We start from the raw sequence: 23,343 nt of genomic DNA, 5'->3' as shown, positions 1-23,343 counted from the left end.
AAACGCTTTTATCTCGAACAAAATTTAACCACGAAAGGTCAACACGCCCTAATCACACATACTGCTTCACAAAATCAATAAAGGTTCGGTCTGCTTTCGACAGATAACCTTCCTTTCTCCAAGCCAAAGATAGATTAAGCTTTACAGGGTCTTTAAACGGCACGCCGACCACATCTTCTTCGTACTCTGTCACTAAGCTAAGCAGTGCTGTAATCGCGAATTCCCGTTTCACGATAGATAGAATCATCGGTAGCAAGTTGGTCTCGAACGCTATGGTCATGTCCAAATTGTATTTTTTGCAAGTAGCGTCGATGAAATCGCGGTGGAAGTAACCCGACTTGAACATGATCAGCTCTTGCGCGAAAAACTCTTCAAAAGTGATAGATGGCTGTGAGGCTAATGGGTGCTCTTTACCTACAACGGCTAACATCTCTGAACTTAGCAGATGGTCGGTTTCAAGATCGTCAGGCACATTTTCATGATTGATAACCCCAATATCGAGTTCACCGTTTAATAGCATCTGGCGTATCGAGGCTGTACCCGCATCAATTAGTGTCAATTTTAGGTTTGGGTATTGGCTTTTAAAGGCCATCACCACCTGTGGGAAAAAGTAACTCCCCATCATGCTTGGCGCCCCTAATCGCACTTCTCCTTTTTCTAAACCCTTTAATTCGTTCATAGCAAGTTGTGCATCATCAAACTGCTGAGCAATCCTCCTGGCATGCTCGAACAACACCTTACCCTCTTCCGTTAACGTCACGGATTTGTCTCCGCGCCGAAACAGAATTAACTCCAGTGTTTGTTCAAGTTTCTTGATGGAAATACTCAATGCAGGCTGTGCAATATGCAAAGCTTTAGCCGCCTGCGTAAAGTTACCAAACTGAGCAACGGCTAGAAAATGTCGAAGGGGTTTTGATTCAAGCATATCAATATATTAAATATATGGAGGTGATATTTTTAATATATTTCTTTAATTACCTTTGTACTGATAACTTGTTCACAAATAAATTACTTGTTCAAAAATAACTTAATTAATCGCACAGGCGTATGCAAATGTTTGATAAAGGCAGTACTCAATACAAACGAATCACCCAATCATTAGCGATTGGCTCGTTTATCATTTTCTGTAATCTCTACCTTTTTCAACCTATTTTGCCGCACATGGCGGAGCATTTCCAAGTATCAGGAACCCAAATCAACTGGCTGTTTGCCGCTACGACACTCGGGCTATCCATTAGTTTGGTGCCTTGGGCAATCGCATCAGAAACCTTTGGTCGAAAACCCATCATTCTGTTCAGTTTGTTCGCTATTCCTCTGATTGGATTGAGCATGGTGTTCACAACTACCTTGTTGCAACTCGTGATAGCCCGCGCATTCATGGGCGTTGCTGTCGCGGCGTTCGCTGGTGTGGCAGTTGCCTACATGGTCGAGGAGTTGACACCCAAAGCCTTTGCCGTCGCCATTGGTGGTTATATTGCGGCTAACTCGCTTGGCGGGATCTTTGGGCGTGTATTAGGCGGCTTAATCACAGACTATTTCGATTGGCACGCAACTGTTCTATTTTTCGTGGTCGGTTCATTGCTAGGTGCGCTCTTTATCGCCTACCGTTTACCTGATCAACAGAACTTCAAACCTCAAAAAGGGTTGTTCTTTCACCACAATCGCTCTGTAGTCATGCACTTAAGAAACCGTACCTTGTGGCTCGCGATGTTGATTGGTGGCGCTAACTTTGCGCTGTTTGTTAACCTGTATTCTGTCATGGGTTTCCGGTTGGTATCTGAGCCGCACTCCGTGCCCGTTGGTTTAGCGTCACTCATATTCCTATGCTACTTAGCGGGTACTGTCAGTTCTAAGCTATCCAACAAATGGACACAGCGCTTTGAACCTTTGAATGGCATCTTAATGGGCGTATGTATCAGCTTAATCGGGATGTTAATTTCTGCTGTTGATAAGGTCCCGTTCATGCTAGCAGGGTTGTTGTTGATTAGCGGCGGCGCCTTCTTCGCACATACGCTTGCCTACTCTTGGGTCAGTCAAAAAGCATCGAGTGCAAAAGCTACAGCAACCGCGCTGTACCTTGTACACTATTACATTGGCGGAAGCTTAGGTGGATTCCTACTCTTGTATTTCTGGCAACTGTTCGGTTGGAATGGCGTGATTGCGGGAGGTTCTGTCTTCTATATTGCAATATTTGCTTGGGTCTATCAGTTGAAACAGCTTCAAGTATCGACCTCTAAGCTAGCTGAAGCTTAACTAAGGTAAGGTGTCTGATTGAATTATTGCTTTTGATCGACGTCCGTTCTGATATCCTACGCCAAATTTTATTCCGGAACCTGTTATGTCGAACACTCAAAGTACTGATCTTCAAGCTATACACGACCAAGTAAAACAGTGGTTAGATGATGTCGTTATTGGCCTAAACCTGTGTCCATTCGCAGCCAAGCCACAACGTAACAAGCAAATTAAGATCTTTGTGAGTGAAGCGAAAACGGAAGAAGCGTTGTTGGAAGACATCATGACGCATTTTGTAGAGTTAGATAACACGCCAGTCGCGAAATTAGAGACAACGTTGGTGGTTGTGCCTAACATGCTGCAAGACTTCTTCGACTACAACATGTTCATTGATTGGATTGAAGCGTTGATCAAGCAACAAAACTGGGAAGGCGTTTATCAACTCGCGACGTTCCACCCTGACTATTGCTTTGGTGGTGCGGATCCAGAAGACGATGAAAACCTGACGAACCGCTCCCCGTATCCGGTTTACCATTTGATACGTGAAGCCAGCATGGAAAAAGTGTTAAAGCACTACCCTAATCCTGAAGCTATTCCTGATACCAACATCGCAAGAGTTGAATCGTTAACACCTGCAGAGCGTCGTAAGTTGTTCCCTTATCTATTCTGCTAATCGTAAACAGTAGAGAATTGAGGCCTGATCAATTTCGACTTACGAGCCTGATCACTCTTGATAATATGGACGAGAAATAAACTGATCTCGTCCATTTTGTTTAGCCATGTACAGGCATTCATCGGCAACTTTAATCAGAGAATCAAGCGCCGACATCCTTTCCCCTTTGGTGTCCCCTGTACTCAACTCAAAATGACACGCACCGATTGATATAGTGACAGGCTTTCTATCCAATGTGATTTTTTTCATCTCTTGCAAAAGCGTCATGAACTTATCTTCAACACAACTTGGGGGGTTATTTGGATACCAAAGAATGAACTCTTCACCACCAAAACGTGCCACAAACTCACCCTCTTGAGTGTTATTATTCAGCACGTTCGCCACTTTCTTTAATACAACATCACCCATTTGGTGGCCATAAGTGTCGTTGACCTGTTTAAAAAAATCGATGTCGACGACTGCCAAGGTCCCCTTACCTAAAGATCCTTTTAACTGCTCCACTTCTGCATTCAATGTTTTGAACAAGCAACGTCTATTCGGTAAGTGTGTCAAAGGATCGTACAAAGCTTGGTACTCTAGTTTCTCATTCAGTTCTTTGAGTTTTCGTTCTTGCTGTCTTCTAACAAGTTCAACTTCGATCCATGAAGCCATGAGCCTCATAACATCAATATCGAATTCTTTGAACTCACGATGATAGGGAGCTGGGCTTGAAAAGTTTAAGGTGCCATAAAGCTCATCATTAACGAAAATGGGGATGCCAATGTAAGACTCCAGGCCAAAAGACTGATAGGCTGGATGTGTCGCATACTGATCGTGTTTACCACAATGCTCAATACAGGTAGGGCCAATCGATTTACAAGTAATCTCGCAATAGGTCGAACAATATTCGAACGTATCACCGCGATGGAGATCAACAACTTCAGGTGTAATACAGTGTTCAACAAAGTAAGTGTCACCATCAATTTTAGATAAGATACCAATATCTAAGTTGAAGCGTTCAAGCCCCATAATAAGCAATTGAGAGATCTGATTATCGAAACCCTTTCGATAATCATTGGTGATTTGATACAAGCGGCGTATAACAACTTCGCTTTCACTAGCTTGATGCATAAATGTAATTCCATTGCTGACCAAGTAAATGACAACATTATTAGTATATAAAAAGAGTAAATGTTAAAAATACACAATAATCAATCGGTTTGTACGCAAAGTGCTTTACTGGTCAAATGAATAAAAGTGGAGTTCTTCGACTTTACGTTAGCACCCTATTCCTAGCTTTGGTAAAATAATCCATTAACGAAACAGAATGGATAGGAATATGACCCTTTCTCAACTAAGCCAAGAAATCTACGATCACCTTTACCGCGACATTAAAGAATTCCGCAGTACTTTTGATCTGCCTGTTGCTGCTCCTGAAACCATGGATGAAAAAGGCGATACGCTACATACCTCTCTAGCGATCGAAGAACTAACAGAACTTGCAGAAGCTGACTCTAAAATCGAGCAAGCAGACGCTATCGTAGACAGCGTTTATGTTTTGATGGGACGTTTGGTTCACCTTGGTCAAGCTAAGGTAGAAGACAACCTAGCAATCAGTTATCTGATCGACTTGTTGCTGAATGTTTCTAAGAACCGTTCAATCGACTTTCTGCCTTGTTGGGACGAAGTACACTCAAGCAACATGAGCAAAGTATGTCGTAACGAAGCAGAATACGCAGAAACAGAGGCCTTCTACGCTAAACAAAATATCAAACTGATGGCGGTTCAAAAAGGCGAATACATCATCGCGAAGTGTGCGGAAGATTTCGTATCTGAAGGCAAGACAATTCGCCAAGGTAAAGTACTTAAATCAGTACACTACCGTCCTGCGAACCTTGAGCCACTAACGGCTTAAGTAAGGCTACGACTGAAGGTGTTTAATGCACCGCGAGCTAAAATAGCAAACGCCACGTTATTTAAACGTGGCGTTTTATTATCTGCCAGTGATTTTTAGCGGCGTGCCTATACCAATCGCGCCATGTGATAAGCCGCGACATAATTACCATTTCTAAAAGCAAAATTCGCAGACTCCCCTTCAATAACAAAACCGAACTTCTTATACAGGCTAATCGCTCTTTCGTTATCGGTATAGACAGTTAACTCCATTCGCTTGATGTTAATCCAGTTATCACACAAGTCGATCGCGGTCGCGAGTAACTGACTACCGACTCCTTTGCCTAACACATCGTCTTTAACACCCATACCAAATGAAGCAACATGACGCCTTCTCGGGTTTACACACACTTCCATTCCCAAGTTACCGACAATTTCCCCATCGATCAGCGCGACATAGGAATACACATTATCAGGCATATTAGAAATTCGTTTTTGCCAGCTTTCCAGAGATGGATTTGGGAGTTGCAGCGTACCAGTATAAGCATTAGTGCATTCGTAGATTTCTTTTATTCCCTTCGCATCTGACGGTTCAGACCGTCTCACTATAATACTCATCGCAACTCCTACTATTATTCTTCACTAATTGTGATACACATCCTCAATGTGCACTTAAACACACTAACAAATAGTGAATATTAAACAATAGGTTAATTAAGAATGTTTTTGTTAGAGCTACAGGTTGGATAGGTCTTGATGATCCGAAGAGAACATGAGTTTGAGGAACAAAAACCAGAAACGCATATTTCTGGTCTTCTTTTTTTTATTGCGTAAGCGACTAGGACTCTGTTTCCGAATCACTTTTCTCTAAACTCATAACGTTCAAAACAGCGAAGGAAGCAGCCAAGAATAGACCTAATATCCAAACAAAATACCACATGAAAAACTCCTTAATACAGTGAATGGCTATTACGTTCGACATACTCACTATCGAGTCGTCCAAACATGGTGCGATAACTAAAAGCGGTGTAACACAGGATGATTGGCACCATCACAAACGCTACCCCTGTCATGATGTTCAAGGTCAGTTCGCTCGATGTTGAATCCCAAAGAGTTAAGCTATGACTTGGATTAACACTAGACGGAATGATGAATGGGAACATCGTAAAACCAGCCGTTAATACAATGCACGCATTAGTAAAACTGGAGCTGATGAAAGCCAGCGCATCCCATTTTAATCTCGCACTCACCAGCGCCAATAGCGGAATTAGAACACTGCCTATAGGCGCGAACCACATCCAAGAATAAGTTTCGAAGTTAGTTAACCAAGCGCCAGTTTCTGCTATCGCTTGTTTGTTTAACGGATTTGAAACAGCGCTATGGTTCAACTCACTAACAATCAGATAACCATCAATGTGGCTTATTATTAAACCACCTAGCACCATTAGACTAGCCACAAGTATCGCACTCACCTGCGTAACCAATCTTACCTTTGTATAAAGCGCATCTGTGGTTTTCATCATCAGCCAGGCACTGCCTTGCAACAACGCCATTAATAACCCAACGAAACCACACAACAGAGCGAATGGATTAAGCAAATCAAAAAACGAGCCGTGATATTCAACCATGAGCAAACTATTCAGAGAGAATGGAAGCCCTTGCATTAAATTGCCAAACGCGACACCAAATAAAATCGGCGGGAAGAAGCCTGAAAACGAAATCGCCAGATCACACACTTTTCGCCATTGATCGTTATCTATCTTGGCTCGATATTCAAGCGCAAGAGGACGTAGCCACAATGAGATCAGTGTTAAATACATCGCAACATATAAGCTTGAAAACGATGTCGCATACACCAGAGGCCAAGCAGCAAACAGAGCACCACCTGCGGTAATGAGCCACACTTGGTTGCCGTCCCAATGGGGTGCAATGGAGTTAATCATCACGCGCCTTTCTGAATTGGTTTTACCGATGATCGGCAATAGCGCCCCGACTCCCATATCGAAGCCATCGGTGATCATAAAGCCAATCAGCAAGACACCAATCAGAACCCACCAAATTAAACGTAATGTGTCATATTCGAACATGAGTCAGTCACCTTATTGTTGAACTTGTTGTGCCAGTTTGGCTTCAAGTGATGTTGTTTGTTCATAGTGATAACGCCCTGTTTTCAAACTACTTGGGCCTTTTTTAGCGATGGTAATCATCAAGTAACTTTCAGCAATGATGAATACGGTATATAAGCTGATAATGAGAGCAAGAGACGTGAGCAGGTTTCCAACGGTTTGAGAAGAAGCCGCCACCGTCACAGGAAGAATTTCACCAACAGCCCAAGGCTGACGGCCGTATTCCGCAACAAACCAGCCAGCTTCAATCGCAATCCAAGGTAATGGAATCGACCATAGCGCCGCTTTGAGTAGCCAAGGCTTTTGCGTAATATTTTTACGGTAGGTTTGTAGGAAGGCCGCACCAAAGACAAACAACATAATGAAGCCACAACCCACCATGATTCTGAATGACCAAAACAGAGGCCACACAGTTGGGATTGAATCATCGGCTGCTTGTTGGATTTGCTGTTCAGTAGCATCAGTCACGGTATCTGTGTATCGCTTAAGCAATAAGCCATATCCGAGGTCTTGCTTGGTTTGATCAAAGGCTTGTTCCGTCACATGTGAGGTATCACCAGATCGCAAACGCTCTAGCAATTCATAAGCAATAATACCGTTTCGAATACGCACTAAATGTTGATCACGCAACTCATGAAGACCCGTCACTTGCTCGTCCAAAGATCGCGTTGCGATAATCCCCATCACATAAGGAATTTTCACAGCAAAGTCGGTTTTACCCTCCTCTTGATTTGGTAATCCGAATAAGGTGAAAGCCGCTGGTGCAGGTTCGGTGTGCCATTCCGCTTCAATCGCTGCGAGTTTTACTTTTTGAACGTCACCCAGTTCATAACCAGATTCATCACCAAGTACGATTACGGAAATGATCGAAGCTATTCCAAAAGATGCGGCCACAGCGAAAGAGCGCTTGGCAAAGGCAATGTCTCGACCCTTCAGCAAATAATAAGAACTCACACCAAGAATAAACATCGCACCGCAGGTATACGCCGAAGCGACCGTGTGTAAGAACTTAACTTGAGCCACTGGATTAAGCACCACTTCCGCAAAACTGGTCATCTCCATACGCATGGTTTGGTAATTAAACTCTGAGCCAATTGGGTTTTGCATCCAACCATTGGCGACTAAAATCCACAGTGCAGAAAAGCTTGAACCTAAAGCCACCAGCCAAGTCACGACAAGGTGTTGGCGTTTGGATAGCCTTTCCCAACCGAAGAAGAAGAGCCCAACAAAAGTGGATTCGAGGAAGAACGCGACAAGCGCTTCGATGGCTAAAGGCGCACCGAAAATATCGCCGACATAGTGAGAATAATAAGACCAGTTGGTGCCGAACTGGAACTCCATGGTTAAGCCAGTCGTAACACCCAACGCAAAGTTAATACCGAACAATTTGCCCCAGAAGCGAGTCATATCCTGATAGATTTGCTTACCGGTGAGTACAAAGATCGACTCCATGATCGCCAATAAGCATGACATACCGATAGTTAATGGGACTAAGAGAAAGTGGAACATAGCGGTTAGCGCAAACTGTAAACGCGACAATTCAACTACATCAAACATTTAAGCTCCAAACATCATAATGATGGCTTTCATATTAATAATTGGAGCGTATTTCAGCACAGTTCTAACGAACCAAACTAGAACAGATTGATCATTAAAAAACAGAACAGATTTTTATTCAGTCAATAAATGACTAGCATTGAGGTAAAACCAATCGATAACTTAGCTAACGGTTGAAGCTTGCAGTTCCATGGTTCTGATTAGGTTGCCTAGCGTTTGAATGGCGTCTGCGATTTTATCGTCACAAGCGTATGAACAATTCAAGCGAATGTGATGGGAGAACTTTTTGTCACTACTGAATATGATCCCTGGAGCGACAGATATATTGCGTTCAAGAGCTTGCTCATAAAGCTTCTCAACACAAACCGAGTGAGGCAATTCTATCCAAAGGAAGTAACCGCCTTGGCTTTTGTGAATCAGACTACTTTCAGGCAAACTGGATTCTAGAAGTGCTATATGTGCCTTCTTCCTTTCATTCAAAAGCTTGCGAAGTTTTTTAAGGTGGTTGTCATAACTATAAAACGTCAGGTAGTGAGACAGTCCAAGTTGGATAGGAATGCTACTTGAGAGCGTTGACAGGTGCTGTAATCGTTGAATCTTCAGCGCTTTTTTACCAGCCACGACCCAACCAATTCGAAAACCGGGAGACAGTGATTTGGAAAACGAACCACAAAGCATGATCTGTTCATCAGAGTCATAGGCTTTGGCGGGTAATGATGTTTGATTACCAACGTGAAGTTCTCGGTATACATCGTCTTCGATCATCGGGATCTTATGTTGATTCACCAACTCGGCCAGTCGTTGCTTGTTTCTGTCACTCATCGAATAACCAACTGGGTTTTGTGATTCTGTCATGAACCAACACGCTTTAATGTCCATTGATGCAAACACTGACTCCAACACATCGAGATCTATACCCGTTTCAGGGTCTGTTGGTACCTCAACTGCCGTCAGGTTAAGCCTTTCAATAGTCTGTAATACACCGTAGAACGCAGGATACTCGATAGCGACTAAGTCACCCGGCTCTGTGCAAGATTGCAAACAGAGATTAAGCGCTTCCATCGCACCAGAGGTAATCACGATGTCATCAGGCAGTACATTTAGACCGTGCACTTGGTAACGCTGAGCAATTTGTCTACGGAGTGTTTCACTGCCCGGAGGCAAATTGGTAAGCATACTGTTATCCGGCATTTGACGGCTGGCGTTGGCTAAGCTGCGTGACAATGCTTGATGAGGAAACAAGGCAGGGTCTGGAAATGCCGAGCTGAGTGGAATAACACTAGGATCTTTCGCTCGTTGGAGAACATCGTAAAGCAGATCACTGATCTTAACGGGATACGGCTTGATGGCTTTGTGTTGCGCGTTTTCTGAAGTGAATACATTTCTGCGAGGTAACACGAAATAGCCTGACTTAGGCTTTGAGCGTACATAGCCTTGATCTTCAAGCTGCTGATAAGCTTGCAATACCGTCTCGATGCTAAGTTTGTACCGCTTACACGCATCTCTAATTGATGGGATCTTCTCACCACTCAGCCAAATGTTTTGCTCTATCTGATTCTTGATTGTATTGGCGAGTATCTGTGATTTTTTCATCAATAAATTCTTTTCTATCTAATGCGCTTAAAGATTACCTAATCATGGATATTCGAGTTACGCGGGTATTCAAGGTAAACCAAAGCCCTACCCTAAACCCAATTACCTTCACGGTCGACTTGTTTATCTCTCCCATAAGAAAAGGCACCACACTCATCAATCGAGTGTGGTGCCTTAATTACTTACTTAGTTACGTCGTTTAGATTAACTAGCTGACTAGTTAGCTGGACGCCAAACGCCCCATTTGTCGTTATCGTATGTCGCTTGAGGGTTTGCACCACCTTGAACCCACCATTGCGCTTTCCACGATTGGTTTGAGTAAGTCACAACTTCACCACCTAGATAAGTTGCTGATGAATCCCAAGTGCCAGGGTCTGGAGTCGGATCAGGATCCGGCGTTGGATCTGGGTCTGGTGTTACGCCAATGTCATCAGTAATCACTTCGAACGTAAAGGTTTCCACACTGTTGCTTTCAATAGAGCTAGCCATAAACGACAAGGTTTCATTGGCCGTAATACTAGTCGTATCTACAACAACTGACGCAGTTCCGTTATTTTGGATGTTTACTGCAGAACCTTGAGTTTGAGTTAATGTCGCCGCTTCGCTTGTTGCAATCACAACTTTGTCGCCAGCATTCACTACGTTGTCACTCTTCACTAGCTCATAGATATCGCCTTTCAATGGTTCCACACCACCGTTGCCACCTTCAATCAATGTTAGCTGACCTGAAGCACGGCCATCCTTTGAGTTAAAGAAGTTGCGTGTAGGATCGTTTTGGAAGTACATATAATGCTGCATTTCATCATGCCAATCACCAATGAACACCGCGCCATCTTTAAACTCTTCATGCCAACCGTTGATTTCAGAAGCCAGCAAACGAGCCCAGTCATTAACGTTTGACGCGTCGATAGCAATATCAAAACTACGCGCTACTTCACCATACTTGTTGATGATGTCGTACTCAACCGTGTCACCAACTTGTGGAGTACCAAATTGCTCTGAAATAAATAGGTCGCCACGCTCTAGATCAGGCTCAAGGCCTGGCTCTGGTGGAGGGGTTGTATCACCCGCGATAGTGATGTCTGAACAGTTGTAGAAGCCTTCACCCGCAGCATCGTCACGTTGCCAACGTACGTATAAGATTGCGTCGCCAGAACGGTCAGATGGAATCGTTACGTTAATCCGGTATTTACCACCGCTTACAGGAACGTTCCCCACTTCCTGAATAAGATCTAAGTCCCCCCACGCTAGGCCTTTGCTCAGGTCTGCGTTTGGCTTCGTTAGGTAAAACTCCCAGAATGACGGGTTGTGTGGTGCCGTCGCGTTGAATACATATTCAAATGTACCTGTACTTAGCTCGGTGCGAGTCCAACCAGTGTGAGGCGCACCCATGCCGCGTTTTTGCGAATCATTGGCGTAACATAAAGTGCCGTCAGGAATCGCCGCCTTTACAGCATTGATGTTGTTGAAATCTTGAATGTTTTTTGCGTATTCGTTACGTTGAACGAACGGGTATGAGCCAGAAATATCTTTCGCTTGCGCACATGCAGCATTTGGTGGTGTACCCGACCAAACCCCGCCTTGCTCGTAACAGGTGTTCTGACGTGCACTTGGAAATTCAGACCAGCCATGAGCATTTGCCACTGACGGCACACTCGATAGCATAGCCATACCCACTGCTATTTTTAGAATATTATTATTTATTGTTGTCACTTTCCCACTCTCTATTATTTTAACCCTACACAACACTAATATTGGCTAACCAACCACCAATACTGTTAGAAGATTTATAGTTTTGACTTGAAGAAGAACAACAAAAAATATATACATCAACACCGTCTATAACAGCGGGGATTATATTAATAGGAATCGGAATCACACAACTCAAGTAAATGTGTTGTCGATAAATGATGTTGCTTCGAATTATGACATTTCAGTATTCTGTGTTGATTGAGGGAACATTATTCGGAATGAATAAAACAGCGACTTTATGATTAAACCGCTTTGGGGATATAAAGGTGTTAGGTAGTAAGAAGATATTTAATAACGGCTATGCATGCCCATGCGATGTGACATGTCATCGTCCATACGACCGCCTTTCCAACCGCCGCCACCCAAAAGATTGAGCACATCACGCGCGGTGTAATTCTCGCCGCCGAAGAAATCATTAGACACATCATTACGTAACAGCTGGATAGTGGGAATCAATTCAACATCTAAATCTTGTGGATCAGCAAACAAAGCCAATGCGATTTGTTGTTGGCGTTTACTCAATTCACGAGAACTCGTTTCTACCTGGCCAATCGAGAAAAAGTCACGGCTTCCATAGCTCTTTACCAACCTTGCAGACAGTAGCTTAATAACCTTTTTGATCCTTCGTCTTTGAATATATCTAAACACTCTAATTCCTCTTCCAATTTACAAATATCACACCAAATGTTGTTCAGGTTTGAGCAACACTTAGAATGTCACCCTTTATGACGATGCTCAATATATAACGTCAGTAATATACTGATTAACAATGCGAAAAAGCAATTTCGAAACAAATACTATTTGCACCGCTTCTCATTGAAACGGATCAAAAAGTAAATTCTTAGGTAAACCATGGTTCAGAACACTAAGCACTTTCTCACGTAACCATAAGGTCCCTTGATCACGTTGATGGCGCACATGCCAAGACATCGAAATGGGCCCCGGTGGCATGGTGAATGGCGTTTTCTTAATCACCAGCTCTCCCTTACTCACGCTCTCCAATATTATCGGTAATGGAATCGTCGTGATCATGTCAGTATTGACTAGCAACCTAGGTATGGAGTAACAGTGGTTCACCGTCATGGCGATGCGCCGTTTCATTCCCTTCTGTCCTAGTAACATGTCTACCCCGCCTTTCGCTTCACCTGATAACGAGAGCAACAAATGATCAGCACGAGCAAAAGCACTTAGCGATAGCTCTTCACTTGCCAACGGGTGATCGGCACGCATTGCGCACACAAAGTGATTATCAAACAGATGTTGAGTTTGTACTTGAGTTGAATTGCCTTCGAAATAATCCAAGACCATATCGACATCGGCACTGAGTAATAACTTTTCTCCATTGACGTTGTAAGGTACGGCGTGAAGATTAACGTCAGGTGCTTCAAGCTCTATTCGTTGCTTTAACGGCAGCCAAAACAGGTCTGCCATCCAATCTGTGGTTGCGATTCTAAACGTGCGCTTTAACGTCGCAGGATTAAACTCATCACGCTCAGTTGCAATCCGTATTGCCTCTAACGGCTCACCAATCGTTTTCCACAACTCGACGGCGTAAGGGGTTGGGCGAATCCCTCTTCCTTGTTTCACGAATAAAGGATCTTTCCAAGCATGGCGCATTCGAGAGACGGCGTTCGATACCGACGGTTGCGTCATCGACAATCGTTCTGCGGCCACGGTAATCGAGCTTTCCTGCATGATTGCATCAAAAATAACCATTAAATTCAGATCGACATTCGCCATCTTACTTGCCTAATTACACAGGGAGTTAGTGAATGAGTATCGGCAAACTCATCATATTAATCAATGCATATTATACCAATCATCAATTAGACGATAAGTAACAAGTTGGGCAAAGTGAGTTCCACAAACAGATTAACCCGCTGGTAGAAAAACAAGTCAGATGACTCACTTATAAGGAAATACGATGAAAGCCGTGTATTTAGAAGAGTATGGAAGTGCGCAGAACTTAACGTTCGGCGATATAGCTAAACCCACCATCACACCAAATCAAGTGCTGATCAAAGTACAAGGCGCGGGGGTAAACCCTGTCGACTGGATGGTAAGAGAGGGATTCCTACGGGCTAGCGGTCAACATGAAATGCCACTCATTGTTGGCTGGGATGCAGCAGGACAAGTTGTCGAAAAAGGCAACAATGTAAGCAACCTTAAACTTGGGGAGCAGGTCTATGTATATGCGCCCATTTCTGAACAAGGCGCCTACGCCGAATACCTTGCTGTCGATAGTGATTTAGTAGCAAGTGCACCCAAGTCTCTCGACATCGTGACCGCCGCAGCTGTGCCATTGGCCGCAACAACAGCATGGCAAGCACTTGTTGAAGGTTGCCAACTCAAAGCAGGTCAACGTGTCCTTATTCACAATGCGTCCGGAGGTGTTGGTAGCTTTGCAGTTCAAATAGCGAAAGCGCTCGGTGCTTATGTTATCGGAACAGCATCAGCCAGCAACAAAGCCTACTTAACGGCTTTAGGGGTCGATCAATTCATCGATTACCAAACTCAACGCTTTGAAGACGAGGTTGATGAGTTAGATGCTGTGCTCGTCGCTGTTGGGGGTGATGGCATCGCGGAGCGTTCACTCGAAGTGGTACGAAAAGGTGGCAACGTAGTTTCACTATTAGATGACATTGAAAGCGCATTACCACTGCAACTAGCCGTAAATTTTCAACGCTGGTGGGTTTCACCCAATGCCAGAGATCTACAACGTATTGCCGCTTTAATTGATGATGGCGTAATTAAAGTGAACATCGATAAGGTGTTCCCACTATCTAAAGCCGCTCAAGCACAGGAGTTAAGTCAATCGAAACGTGCTCGTGGCAAAATCGTATTGGAAGTTTCGCTGTAAACACTATCAAGTAGAGAGGATATAAAATGGCCATTAAACAAGCTTTTCGCAATAAGAACCTACCCGATATGAGCAATGCGTTTAGTTGGGGATTGAAACTAAGTGAATTCAGCGAAGTCTTCTTTGTGACAGGGCATGCTGACTGTAACCCGGACTTTATCACTCAACACCCTAATGATCCTGTTGCTCAAACACGATTAATTTTAGACCAAATGAAGGCATTCTTAGAAGAAGCTGGCTTTAGTGTTAACGACATTGTCAGGACGGATTGGACATTTACCAACGAAGTAAACTCTGCACAATTCGAAGGCATTGCTCATGTTTGGGAAGAGTTTTTAGGTGATGTTGAAGTAAAACCAGCAACAGGCACGTTGCGCTATGTTCAACGTTTAGGGATGCCAGATATGATGGTTGAATATGAGATGATGTTAGCCCGATAACTGCCGAGCTTTCCAATCCTAAGATTCAACTGTCTTACCCAAGCGATAAAGGCTTAACCAAATAACAGATAAGTTTGATTATCGAGTGAGATACTTTTGACTTCAGTGTTGAACACGGACTCTAGCTGTTCAGGCGTAAGAACTTGTTCTGCACGACCTGATGCTTGAAGTACGCCTTTGTCGAGCAGCAACACTTGGTCGGCGTGTCTTAAGGTGCGGTTCAGATCGTGATTTGCCATGATAACGGCGATGCCCTTCTCTGCCACTCGTTCGATGAGCTTGTATAACAAGGCTTCTTGAGCAACATCCAACGGAGCTGCGGGTTCATCGAGGATCAGCAGCTTTGCGTAAGGATTAAGCGTCGGCCAAATTTGTAGGCACATTCCCGCCAAACGAACGCGTTGCCATTCACCACCAGACAAGGTTTGAATGGAACGATGAAGTTTGTCTGCAATGTCTAGCATCTGGCTGATTTCGTCCAAAGCTGCGTTGATTTCAGCATCAAGGCCATGCGACGAACTTGGCAATGACAACGCAAGGTATTGGAACACTTCCAAGTTGAAGGCTGGCCTTGCGCTTTGGCACAGATAAGCACGGTGTAATGATAAATCTTGTAGCGACAACACTGACAAGTCTTGCCCATCGAGCTTGATATCGCCTTTATAGCTATCACTAATACCAGATATCGCTTCGAGTAAGGTACTTTTACCGCTGCCATTCGGGCCGATAACGTGGGTCACTCGCCCTTGCGTGAGCTCAAATGATATTGGTAATAAACGAGCGCCGACGCTCAGGCTCTTAATTTGAATCATGATTTTTAATTAACATCCAAATGAAGATAGGCGCACCGATACTGGTGGTCATCACACCCAAAGGCAATTCTGCAGAATCGAGTAATGTACGCGCGCAAATATCAGCAAACACCAACAATGCAGCGCCAGCAACGGCAGACAAAGGAAGAAGATATCGGTTGTCGGTACCAATTGCTAAACGCAACAAGTGGGGCACAACCAAGCCAACAAAGCTGATCACGCCGCCCAATGCCACCGCGCAGCCGACTAAAATAGACACAGCGAAGATTAGACGCCAACGTAATCTCGGAACATTCACGCCTAACTGTGCAGCATGAGTCTCGCCAATCATTAACTTATCTAGCTTACTACCTTGCAGGCACAACCAAATAATCACGGGGATCATCACTAACGTGAGCGAGTGTTGATACCAAGTCACGCCACCCAAGCTGCCCATCAGCCAATACATCAGTAAGCGTAGGCTTAAGTCGTCACTAAAATAGAACGCCCATGTCACCATCGCGCCAGAAAGAATGCCTAATGCGACACCCACCAGCAGTAATTTAGCCGTGGTGAGTCGCATCGTTTTTACCATGCTCACCAGTATCACGGTGAAACAAAGCGAGCCTAAAACGGCGGCAATCATGAACAGTTCAGGTGTGGGAGCAAACGGTAAGAAGAACAGTACGATAACCATCGCCAAACTTGCGCCACCAGAAATGCCGAGCACACCTGGCTCTGCTAATACGTTACCCAATAAGACTTGTAAGCTTGCACCAGATACAGCTAACCCAGCCCCGATGGCAATCGCTGCTAATAATCGAGGTAAGCGTAAATCAATCAGTAGTTTTTGTTCTAACGTGGACAAGGTGCCCAGAGGGGAAATGAAAAGATCGCCAACCATTAGGTAAATCGCACTCAGCGCGACAAGCAGTGCTGCCATCAGATAAATGGCTCGGGTCCATTTGCGCTGTTTTTGGTGAAGAAGTTGTTGGAAATCCATATCAAGCTACTTTGAAATTGTTCGCGTAACCTTACCTGTATCCCTAAATAAACTCAAGGCTCACACCGTAATGTGAACCTTGATATTTCAACCAGTTGAGCGGTTGTTTTCGTCGCTTTAACCCAGCTCGGTATTAATCGTACACAAGCTGACCGTGGTCGAATCGTGTTTCAACTTCGCACACCATTAAGGCCGCTCGTTGACCGATAGCAACGTTACGATTTGGGAATACCACCGCTTCGTTTTCATTCTTCGCCATCAATGGCTTATCGCCATCATGACCAAACACTTCACCGTGCTTGAACGCCGTAAAGTTCTCAACGTCATCAGAGAACATGAAATCAAAGTCATCGTGCAAACGAACAATGGTTCGGCTTACGCGATAAGTAATGGTTTTCTTTGGTAAATGCTCTGGTTCTATTTCAGCAATCAGATTGCGCATTGCCAAATCGAAAGCCGTTAACTTATCAAGTTGGTTCTCACCAATTCGTGCTACCTGCCCTAACTCCATTGTCAGTGCTTGGGCTTCGAAGTTTTCAGCGCTGTACCAACTGAAGGTGCTGGTTGGCGCATTCGATAGCAGCACAGCTTCAACGTGAGCGCTGTTGATGAAATCGAACAAAGCTTTACTGCGAACTTCGTGGCGAACCTTAGGGCTTACGGCGAAAGAGTAATGCTTAGACAAACGGATCGCACAGTGCAAATCTAAGTGCCAACGAGTGGCAGGTACCGTTTCCTTGTAAAACTCAGTAACCAAGTACTTAAGGTTCTTCGCGATATCCACTTCTCGATTGCTTTCGTGCTGTTTTTCATCAAACAGACGGTTCATATTCACATCAAGAAAACGAGTATGCGCGTTGGTTGCTTCTGGGTGAGCAATGATGAATAAACATCTTGCTGTCACGACTTGGAAGCCTGTTTCAATGTCCTCAATGAGCTTATCAATCAGCTCCATTGGTGAAGTTTCGTCGCCGTGAACACCTGTTGAAAAGATGATGTTCTTGGTTTCAGAATTATACTCAGCGGGAATCACTTCCAATACACCGCGTTGATGAAGCTTAATTTGAACACCGTTACTCAGTACGGTCTGTCCTGCAACCACTTCTTGCTCAAGATCTAGGCTGTCAAAAAGAAATGATTGGCGAAAGAGGGTCTTCGTCATGCGTTACTCCTTAATTGCACGGCCGTATGTTAATAAATTGTACATAGAAATTGTGTTGCTAGGATCGCACTTATCAATAGAAACTCCGTTATCACTCACAAATACTACCCATATATTTTTATATTACCTGCTGACTTTACTAACCGACTTCTGTTCCAAATAACTTTCTCTATTTAAAGCAACTTTTGGCTGTCTCAGCTTTTCTCAAGTCATGTCAGCAAGATAAGAGCCACGTAAGCTAACACAGCTCTTACCTGCCATGAACAGATTGAGATCAATTAATCTTCCTGATCGAGCAATCTTTCAAATTCATCGATTTGGACTTTGACCATGTCGATGCTTTGTTGCCAAAAGTCAGCTTGAGTCAGGTCCATTCCTAAGTGCTTTTGAACGACTTCTTCCGCCATCATGCTGCCCGTATCACGAAGCAACGACACGTAATCGCCGTAGAATTGCTCACCTTTCGCATCTCGCTGCGCGTACACACCTTTGCTGAACAAGTACCCGAATAGGTATGGGTAGTTGTAGAAGCTCACTTGAGAAATGCTGAAGTGCAGTTTGCTCGCCCAGAAATAAGGGTCGGCTTCTGTCATTGCATCGCCGTACCACTCTTTCCAAGTTGTTTCCATCAAGTCACACAGCTGCTGAGCCGTGAGCTCGCCTTTTTCACGCTGCTCGTAGAAGGCTTTCTCAAACTCAAAACGAACGGGAATGTTCACCATTAATGCCAAAGAAGAAGAAAGCTCTTCCCACAGCATTTCAAGTTTTTCATTGCGTGTTTGTGCTTGTTGTAACAAGTGGTCACGAACGATATTCTCAGCAAAGATAGAAGCGGTTTCTGCCAGCGTCATTGGGTAGCGAGTCTTACACAAAGGCATGTCACGCATTACCCAATTGTGAAAAGCATGGCCGAGTTCATGCGCTAAAGTCATTAGGTTTGAGCGGCTACCACCCCAAGTCATGAAAACGAGCGGCGTACGTGTAGCAGCAAATTTAGTGCAGTAAGCCCCTAAGCGCCTGTTGGCAGCAGGTGCAGCATCAATCCAACCATTCTCAACCATCAAACCCACAAATTCAGCCATCTCTGGATTGACTTCATCAAAAGCAGTTTTGATTACTTCGATCGCTTCATCAAAAGAATAAAGCTTAGACTCGCTGTTACCGAGCGGTGGCATTGCCGCTAAATGGTTCCAAGGTTTCATTTCATCTAACCCGTGAACTCGTGCCATTAACAGACCGGCTTTCTGTCCAACGTTACGATTAGCTTTTGCCACCGACATCATGGTGTCTAGTGTTTCTGGCACTATGCGGCTGCCGTGTAGGCTTGGATCAAGAAAATGCACATCACTAATTTTCGAGCGCTTTTTGTTTTCTGTCAGTCGCCACCCCGCCAATGCATTCAGAATCGAAGCAAAAGATTCTTCGTGCGTCTTCATTGCGCTTTGAACCGCTCGCCATGCCGGTTCTTGTTTGTCGAATTCACTGCCATACAGTAAACTAACCGCTTGGGAGAAACCGAGAGCTTCTTCTTCACCTTGAACCTTTAAAGACAACTTCAAAGAACCCGTTAGGTTGTCGTATAAACGCCCCCACGCGTCACGGCCATCAACCTTCATTGCTGCTAATAGCTGCTCTTCAGCCACACTAAGTCTGCTGCTCGATAATTTTCGTGAACTTTCAATCGCAAAACGTTGGCCTGCGACATCCACACTTTCATGCTCTAGAACGGCATCAATAAATTCTGGTTCAGCGTGAATCAATGTGTCTTCATATGGGCTAAACGCTTGAGACATTTCAGAGTTCAACTTCGCGACGCGGCCAAGCAATGCTTTGGCTTCTGTATGTGTTGCATCTACCGATGCGTGGCAGTTGGCAAAAGTATTGATGGTGCTCAGTAACGTGCCAGCCGCTTCTGAAGTCTGAATGGCGTTTTGCATCGCTAGAATGACATGGCGAATTTCAACATGCTGATACAACAGCTCAATACACTGTTGAATGAGTTCAATATCCTGTTCGATTTTTGCATCATCTAGATCGCGATAAGCAATACTGAGATCCCAACTTGGTGTGGTCATGACTAAATTCCTTTCACGTAGGTAACGGCTAAAACCACCGTCTTACACTTTTAATATATTTAAAAATTGGTATAACTGTGTATTTTTGAATGCTTACAGAATAGGCAGCCCTATCGCTTTGACGCAGATAAAGCTCTGTGCAAACTGAGTGACTTGAATATGGGTAATTGAGGCATTCTCGATCGATAATTTCGAGTACAAACTTGGATTTTTCCAATTAATATCAAGGCAGTGCGCGAGCAGTACTCGAATCACACCACCATGAGTAACCAATAATAAATTATCACTTGGATCGCTAAAAAGTTGCGCCCAAGCTTGAGTTACTCTGTCGTGGAAGCTCTGTAAGCTTTCTGCGCCTGTTAATCGATGATTAGCAGGGTCTTGCCAAAAGGTTTCTAACATTCCCCACTTGTCTTCAAGCTCATCAAATGGGACACCATCAACTTCACCGAAGTTCATTTCTTGAAAGCCTGATGTCGTCGACAGAGGTACAGACATGCGCTGTGCATACAGGTTTGCTAGATCACTGCATCGTCTTAATGGCGAGGTAACCACACCATCAAAAGAGACATCGTGCTGCACCAAGGCTTCACAAATCTGCTGTTGAAGGTTTGGGTTAACCAATACGTCAGATACACCGTTCAGAGCCGTTTTACCTTCTACCTTTCCATGCCTCAGCAAGTAGATATTTTTGGTTGTTCCATTGTCCATGTGTGTACCTAAACTTAGGAATGAGCCTAATAATTCGACGGTTTCAAGATCAATGGCAACCCTGCGGTGACCAGTGTGACTCGTTCGACAACCCGAGCTAATGCTTGGTTCATTCGCCCCGCATTATCAACAAACAAGCGCGACACTTTTCCTAGCGGAACTACACCAAGTCCAACTTCGTTAGACACGATGATAATTTGCGCCGGACTTTGCTCGACGCTTTGCACTAAAGCCTCAATCACAGTCTCTACTTGTTCATTGGTTGCATCATCGCCCAATTCAAAGATGAGGTTGTTAAGCCATAGTGTTAAGCAATCAATCAGCACCACATCACCTTGATTAAATGCCTGCAGTTTAGTGGCTAATTCAATCGGTACCTCATGTTCAACCCAATGCTGACCTCGACGTTGTTGATGATGCGCTATTCGTTCTCGCATTTCATCGTCAAGGTAAGTGGCTGTTGCAATGTAATGCAAACGCCCATTTGAACATGCAGCCAGGGCACTTAACGCTTGTTGCTCTGCATAACTCGATTTACCAGAACGAGCACCACCCAATACCAAATGGCTGTTTCGCTGACTTGCTTGAATAGTTTGATTCGTGTTTTTCATAGGAAACCGTTATAGAAAGCCATTGTAAAATGCAGTTATGAATACAAGGTAATTCAGCAACTCCATTAACTGTTGAGCAGCCCCCAAGCAGTCGCCAGTAAAGCCGCCAATTCGAGCCGTTAACCACTTTTTGAAACCTGTTCTGAACAGATACGCGACGACAGATAAAATCAAAGCGAATTCAAGACCAAACCACAGGCTAGGCAGCACGCCTACAAGCAATAAGAAGACAAGTTCGCCTTTGGTTTGTTTGTTGGCCAAAGGCTTACTTTTACTGGTATCTAAATCGCTCACGTAAGGCATATCATAAATCAGTGATGCGGCAATCGCTCGGCTAAAGGTGTAACTTGTGACGATCACCATAAACAGCTCGGTCATGCTGACAAGTTCATTCAATAGAATCCACTTTCCAAACAGAGCCATGATGAGAGCAGATGCGCCGTATGTACCAATACGACTGTCTTTCATAATGGTCAATCGACGTTCTAACGTCATGCCGCCGCCAATGCCATCCGCCATATCGGTTAAACCATCTTCATGGAACGCGCCGGTTAACATCAGGCTAAAAACCATCATTAAAAATATAGCGACGCCACTTGGCAGTACAGCATCAAGCAGCACAAATACACCACCACATAACACGCCAAGTAAGATACCGACCGTTGAAAAGTAACGACCAGAACGATTCATACGCTCTTCTGAATAGGGCGTGTTCTTCGGCATAGGTAAACGAGAAAAGAAGCCCATTGCCAAGGAAAACAGTTCCCATTGATAAGCAACGCGATCTTTCAAAGATCTTTCCGGCAAATCACTCATTAAACAGTGACTCCAGCACTCTCGAAGCTCGCCATATTGTTGTAAAACTCCACAGCCGCTCGGATGATTGGCATAGCTAGTGCAGCGCCTGTGCCCTCGCCTAGCCTCAATCCAAGATCGAGCAGTGGTTCAGCGTCTAGTAACTCTAATAAGATTTTGTGGCCGGACTCTTCAGAGCGGTGGGCAAATATCATATAGTCACGGCAGTTCGGTTCAATTAAGGTCGCGACATACGCAGCGGCTGATACGATAAAACCATCAACCAATACTGGCGTTCTATTTTGATAAGCACCAAGGAAACCACCGACCATTTGAACGATTTCGTAGCCACCAACTTGTGCTAGTACCTCTTTGGTATCTTTAAGATCTGTAAGCTCTTTAACTTCTGTAAGCCCTAAACCTTTGCAACGCGCAACACCTTGCTCAACCACAGCCACTTTTCGCGCAAGTTGTTCATTGTTGATACCTGTACCTAATCCAACACATTCAACCGCACTCCGGTTTGCTAGCGCACTTAAAATCGCTGAAGCACTGCTGGTGTTGCCGATACCCATTTCACCAAACATGATGATATTCGAACCGTTCAAAATGGTTTTAGATACAAGCTGGGCGCCGAGTTCTATGCCTCGTTCCACCGTTTCTAAACTCATTGCGGCTTCGTTGGCAAAGTTATTGGTTCGTGTACCCAAACGCTGGGAGATCAGCATCGGGCTCTCAGATTCGACTGGCAACAATATCCCCGTGTCGACTACCGTGATATCGATGTTATTCACCGCACAGAAGCAATTGATCGCCGCTCCACCGCTTAAGAAGTTCAACACCATCTGTTGCGTGACGGCACTTGGAGCAATACTCACGCCTTCATCAGCAATACCATGATCGCCTGCAAAAATGATGATGCTCGGCTTATTCAATTCGATGTGTTCAACCGCAGACTCTTGACCCTGACTTTGAATTAGAGCCAGTTGATGAGCAACCTTTTCCAGTAAACCAAGAGCGCCTAACGGCTTAGTTTTTTGATCAATGCGATGTTGGATGAACTGTGAGTATTTTGTATTTAGCATAAGAT

The 23,343-nt window shown here is 44.3% G+C and carries 23 protein-coding genes; 5 read left to right on the top strand and 18 right to left on the bottom strand.

From position 1 onward, the window contains the following. Nucleotides 1–52 precede the first annotated feature (52 nt). Entirely contained in the window at nucleotides 53–925 is an 873-nt protein-coding gene (locus ACED48_RS08435; protein ID WP_017057411.1) for a LysR family transcriptional regulator, read from the bottom strand. Nucleotides 926–1,053: 128 nt separating this feature from the next. Between ACED48_RS08435 and ACED48_RS08430 the strand changes: the two genes are divergently transcribed. Together ACED48_RS08430 and ACED48_RS08425 are read left to right on the top strand one after the other, a co-directional pair. Next, complete coding sequence (locus ACED48_RS08430; protein ID WP_017057412.1) at nucleotides 1,054–2,253, top strand: MFS transporter; 1,200 nt, start codon at nucleotides 1,054–1,056, stop codon at nucleotides 2,251–2,253. A gap of 85 nt (nucleotides 2,254–2,338) precedes the next feature. Next, on the top strand, nucleotides 2,339–2,905 hold the full coding sequence (locus tag ACED48_RS08425) for a DUF1415 domain-containing protein (RefSeq protein WP_017057413.1): 567 nt from the start codon (nucleotides 2,339–2,341) through the stop codon (nucleotides 2,903–2,905). Nucleotides 2,906–2,956: 51 nt separating this feature from the next. Here ACED48_RS08425 and ACED48_RS08420 read toward each other — a convergent pair whose 3' ends face one another. Beyond that, a complete protein-coding gene (locus tag ACED48_RS08420; RefSeq protein ID WP_017057414.1) occupies nucleotides 2,957–4,015 on the bottom strand; it encodes a sensor domain-containing diguanylate cyclase in 1,059 nt (352 codons plus the stop codon). A 208-nt stretch (nucleotides 4,016–4,223) separates the two neighbouring features. Between ACED48_RS08420 and ACED48_RS08415 the strand changes: the two genes are divergently transcribed. Next, the gene (locus ACED48_RS08415; RefSeq protein ID WP_017057415.1) at nucleotides 4,224–4,799 is read left to right on the top strand and encodes a nucleoside triphosphate pyrophosphohydrolase family protein; all 576 of its coding nucleotides are present in this window, start codon (nucleotides 4,224–4,226) and stop codon (nucleotides 4,797–4,799) included. Between the two features lie 107 nt (nucleotides 4,800–4,906). Here the strand turns inward: ACED48_RS08415 and ACED48_RS08410 are convergent, their stop codons facing one another. The 8 genes from ACED48_RS08410 to ACED48_RS08375 form a co-directional block, all read right to left on the bottom strand. Continuing rightward, nucleotides 4,907–5,395: a GNAT family N-acetyltransferase gene (locus ACED48_RS08410; RefSeq protein WP_017057416.1), complete on the bottom strand. Its 489-nt coding sequence runs from the start codon at nucleotides 5,393–5,395 to the stop codon at nucleotides 4,907–4,909. A gap of 220 nt (nucleotides 5,396–5,615) precedes the next feature. After that, nucleotides 5,616–5,717, bottom strand: coding sequence for a cytochrome bd-I oxidase subunit CydX (gene cydX / locus ACED48_RS08405; RefSeq protein ID WP_017057417.1), 102 nt, complete (start codon nucleotides 5,715–5,717; stop codon nucleotides 5,616–5,618). 10 nt (nucleotides 5,718–5,727) lie between these two features. After that, nucleotides 5,728–6,864, bottom strand: coding sequence for a cytochrome d ubiquinol oxidase subunit II (gene cydB / locus ACED48_RS08400; protein WP_017057418.1), 1,137 nt, complete (start codon nucleotides 6,862–6,864; stop codon nucleotides 5,728–5,730). Between the two features lie 12 nt (nucleotides 6,865–6,876). Then, a complete protein-coding gene (locus ACED48_RS08395) occupies nucleotides 6,877–8,460 on the bottom strand; it encodes a cytochrome ubiquinol oxidase subunit I (protein ID WP_017057419.1) in 1,584 nt (527 codons plus the stop codon). 162 nt (nucleotides 8,461–8,622) lie between these two features. After that, the gene (locus tag ACED48_RS08390; RefSeq protein WP_017057420.1) at nucleotides 8,623–10,053 is read right to left on the bottom strand and encodes a PLP-dependent aminotransferase family protein; all 1,431 of its coding nucleotides are present in this window, start codon (nucleotides 10,051–10,053) and stop codon (nucleotides 8,623–8,625) included. Between the two features lie 216 nt (nucleotides 10,054–10,269). Then, the gene (locus ACED48_RS08385; protein WP_017057421.1) at nucleotides 10,270–11,724 is read right to left on the bottom strand and encodes a lytic polysaccharide monooxygenase; all 1,455 of its coding nucleotides are present in this window, start codon (nucleotides 11,722–11,724) and stop codon (nucleotides 10,270–10,272) included. 369 nt (nucleotides 11,725–12,093) lie between these two features. Beyond that, the gene (locus ACED48_RS08380; protein WP_029627136.1) at nucleotides 12,094–12,453 is read right to left on the bottom strand and encodes a DUF6559 family protein; all 360 of its coding nucleotides are present in this window, start codon (nucleotides 12,451–12,453) and stop codon (nucleotides 12,094–12,096) included. Nucleotides 12,454–12,618: 165 nt separating this feature from the next. Then, a complete protein-coding gene (locus ACED48_RS08375) occupies nucleotides 12,619–13,545 on the bottom strand; it encodes a LysR family transcriptional regulator (protein WP_017057423.1) in 927 nt (308 codons plus the stop codon). A gap of 184 nt (nucleotides 13,546–13,729) precedes the next feature. Between ACED48_RS08375 and ACED48_RS08370 the strand changes: the two genes are divergently transcribed. After that, nucleotides 13,730–14,665: an NADP-dependent oxidoreductase gene (locus ACED48_RS08370; protein WP_017057424.1), complete on the top strand. Its 936-nt coding sequence runs from the start codon at nucleotides 13,730–13,732 to the stop codon at nucleotides 14,663–14,665. 26 nt (nucleotides 14,666–14,691) lie between these two features. After that, complete coding sequence (locus ACED48_RS08365; RefSeq protein WP_017057425.1) at nucleotides 14,692–15,105, top strand: RidA family protein; 414 nt, start codon at nucleotides 14,692–14,694, stop codon at nucleotides 15,103–15,105. Between the two features lie 53 nt (nucleotides 15,106–15,158). Here ACED48_RS08365 and btuD read toward each other — a convergent pair whose 3' ends face one another. From btuD to cobT, 8 genes are all read right to left on the bottom strand, one after another. Next, a complete protein-coding gene (gene btuD / locus ACED48_RS08360; RefSeq protein ID WP_017057426.1) occupies nucleotides 15,159–15,917 on the bottom strand; it encodes a vitamin B12 ABC transporter ATP-binding protein BtuD in 759 nt (252 codons plus the stop codon). Next, the gene (btuC, locus tag ACED48_RS08355; protein ID WP_004734896.1) at nucleotides 15,904–16,899 is read right to left on the bottom strand and encodes a vitamin B12 ABC transporter permease BtuC; all 996 of its coding nucleotides are present in this window, start codon (nucleotides 16,897–16,899) and stop codon (nucleotides 15,904–15,906) included. Before btuC ends, btuD begins: the two co-directional genes overlap by 14 nt. A 133-nt stretch (nucleotides 16,900–17,032) precedes the next feature. Next, entirely contained in the window at nucleotides 17,033–18,061 is a 1,029-nt protein-coding gene (locus ACED48_RS08350; RefSeq protein ID WP_017057427.1) for a succinylglutamate desuccinylase, read from the bottom strand. 278 nt (nucleotides 18,062–18,339) lie between these two features. Further along, on the bottom strand, nucleotides 18,340–20,136 hold the full coding sequence (locus ACED48_RS08345) for a M3 family oligoendopeptidase (protein ID WP_017057428.1): 1,797 nt from the start codon (nucleotides 20,134–20,136) through the stop codon (nucleotides 18,340–18,342). A gap of 93 nt (nucleotides 20,137–20,229) precedes the next feature. Further along, complete coding sequence (gene cobC, locus ACED48_RS08340; protein ID WP_017057429.1) at nucleotides 20,230–20,847, bottom strand: alpha-ribazole phosphatase family protein; 618 nt, start codon at nucleotides 20,845–20,847, stop codon at nucleotides 20,230–20,232. Nucleotides 20,848–20,873: 26 nt separating this feature from the next. Further along, complete coding sequence (cobU, locus tag ACED48_RS08335; protein WP_017057430.1) at nucleotides 20,874–21,458, bottom strand: bifunctional adenosylcobinamide kinase/adenosylcobinamide-phosphate guanylyltransferase; 585 nt, start codon at nucleotides 21,456–21,458, stop codon at nucleotides 20,874–20,876. A 9-nt stretch (nucleotides 21,459–21,467) separates the two neighbouring features. Further along, nucleotides 21,468–22,274 (bottom strand): adenosylcobinamide-GDP ribazoletransferase, encoded by an 807-nt coding sequence (locus ACED48_RS08330; protein WP_017057431.1) that lies wholly within the window; start codon nucleotides 22,272–22,274, stop codon nucleotides 21,468–21,470. After that, nucleotides 22,274–23,338 (bottom strand): nicotinate-nucleotide--dimethylbenzimidazole phosphoribosyltransferase, encoded by a 1,065-nt coding sequence (cobT, locus tag ACED48_RS08325; protein WP_017057432.1) that lies wholly within the window; start codon nucleotides 23,336–23,338, stop codon nucleotides 22,274–22,276. The genes ACED48_RS08330 and cobT overlap by 1 nt, the downstream gene beginning before the upstream one ends. Nucleotides 23,339–23,343 lie beyond the last annotated feature (5 nt).

Source organism: Vibrio sp. 5S239 (genome assembly GCF_041439575.1).
GTDB lineage: Bacteria > Pseudomonadota > Gammaproteobacteria > Enterobacterales > Vibrionaceae > Vibrio > Vibrio kanaloae.
Note: the sequence above shows the minus strand (reverse complement) of the source record. Positions and strands in the feature narration are given on the sequence as shown.

What these genes read in the sequence shown, in the direction of transcription:
- ACED48_RS08435 (WP_017057411.1), bottom strand. Translation starts at nt 925, where the DNA reads ATGCTTGAATCAAAACCCCTTCGACATTTTCTAGCCGTTGCTCAGTTT.
- ACED48_RS08430 (WP_017057412.1), top strand. Translation starts at nt 1,054, where the DNA reads ATGTTTGATAAAGGCAGTACTCAATACAAACGAATCACCCAATCATTA.
- ACED48_RS08425 (WP_017057413.1), top strand. Translation starts at nt 2,339, where the DNA reads ATGTCGAACACTCAAAGTACTGATCTTCAAGCTATACACGACCAAGTA.
- ACED48_RS08420 (WP_017057414.1), bottom strand. Translation starts at nt 4,015, where the DNA reads ATGCATCAAGCTAGTGAAAGCGAAGTTGTTATACGCCGCTTGTATCAA.
- ACED48_RS08415 (WP_017057415.1), top strand. Translation starts at nt 4,224, where the DNA reads ATGACCCTTTCTCAACTAAGCCAAGAAATCTACGATCACCTTTACCGC.
- ACED48_RS08410 (WP_017057416.1), bottom strand. Translation starts at nt 5,395, where the DNA reads ATGAGTATTATAGTGAGACGGTCTGAACCGTCAGATGCGAAGGGAATA.
- cydX (WP_017057417.1), bottom strand. Translation starts at nt 5,717, where the DNA reads ATGTGGTATTTTGTTTGGATATTAGGTCTATTCTTGGCTGCTTCCTTC.
- cydB (WP_017057418.1), bottom strand. Translation starts at nt 6,864, where the DNA reads ATGTTCGAATATGACACATTACGTTTAATTTGGTGGGTTCTGATTGGT.
- ACED48_RS08395 (WP_017057419.1), bottom strand. Translation starts at nt 8,460, where the DNA reads ATGTTTGATGTAGTTGAATTGTCGCGTTTACAGTTTGCGCTAACCGCT.
- ACED48_RS08390 (WP_017057420.1), bottom strand. Translation starts at nt 10,053, where the DNA reads ATGAAAAAATCACAGATACTCGCCAATACAATCAAGAATCAGATAGAG.
- ACED48_RS08385 (WP_017057421.1), bottom strand. Translation starts at nt 11,724, where the DNA reads ATGGCTATGCTATCGAGTGTGCCGTCAGTGGCAAATGCTCATGGCTGG.
- ACED48_RS08375 (WP_017057423.1), bottom strand. Translation starts at nt 13,545, where the DNA reads ATGGCGAATGTCGATCTGAATTTAATGGTTATTTTTGATGCAATCATG.
- ACED48_RS08370 (WP_017057424.1), top strand. Translation starts at nt 13,730, where the DNA reads ATGAAAGCCGTGTATTTAGAAGAGTATGGAAGTGCGCAGAACTTAACG.
- ACED48_RS08365 (WP_017057425.1), top strand. Translation starts at nt 14,692, where the DNA reads ATGGCCATTAAACAAGCTTTTCGCAATAAGAACCTACCCGATATGAGC.
- btuD (WP_017057426.1), bottom strand. Translation starts at nt 15,917, where the DNA reads ATGATTCAAATTAAGAGCCTGAGCGTCGGCGCTCGTTTATTACCAATA.
- btuC (WP_004734896.1), bottom strand. Translation starts at nt 16,899, where the DNA reads ATGGATTTCCAACAACTTCTTCACCAAAAACAGCGCAAATGGACCCGA.
- ACED48_RS08350 (WP_017057427.1), bottom strand. Translation starts at nt 18,061, where the DNA reads ATGACGAAGACCCTCTTTCGCCAATCATTTCTTTTTGACAGCCTAGAT.
- ACED48_RS08345 (WP_017057428.1), bottom strand. Translation starts at nt 20,136, where the DNA reads ATGACCACACCAAGTTGGGATCTCAGTATTGCTTATCGCGATCTAGAT.
- cobC (WP_017057429.1), bottom strand. Translation starts at nt 20,847, where the DNA reads ATGGACAATGGAACAACCAAAAATATCTACTTGCTGAGGCATGGAAAG.
- cobU (WP_017057430.1), bottom strand. Translation starts at nt 21,458, where the DNA reads ATGAAAAACACGAATCAAACTATTCAAGCAAGTCAGCGAAACAGCCAT.
- ACED48_RS08330 (WP_017057431.1), bottom strand. Translation starts at nt 22,274, where the DNA reads ATGAGTGATTTGCCGGAAAGATCTTTGAAAGATCGCGTTGCTTATCAA.
- cobT (WP_017057432.1), bottom strand. Translation starts at nt 23,338, where the DNA reads ATGCTAAATACAAAATACTCACAGTTCATCCAACATCGCATTGATCAA.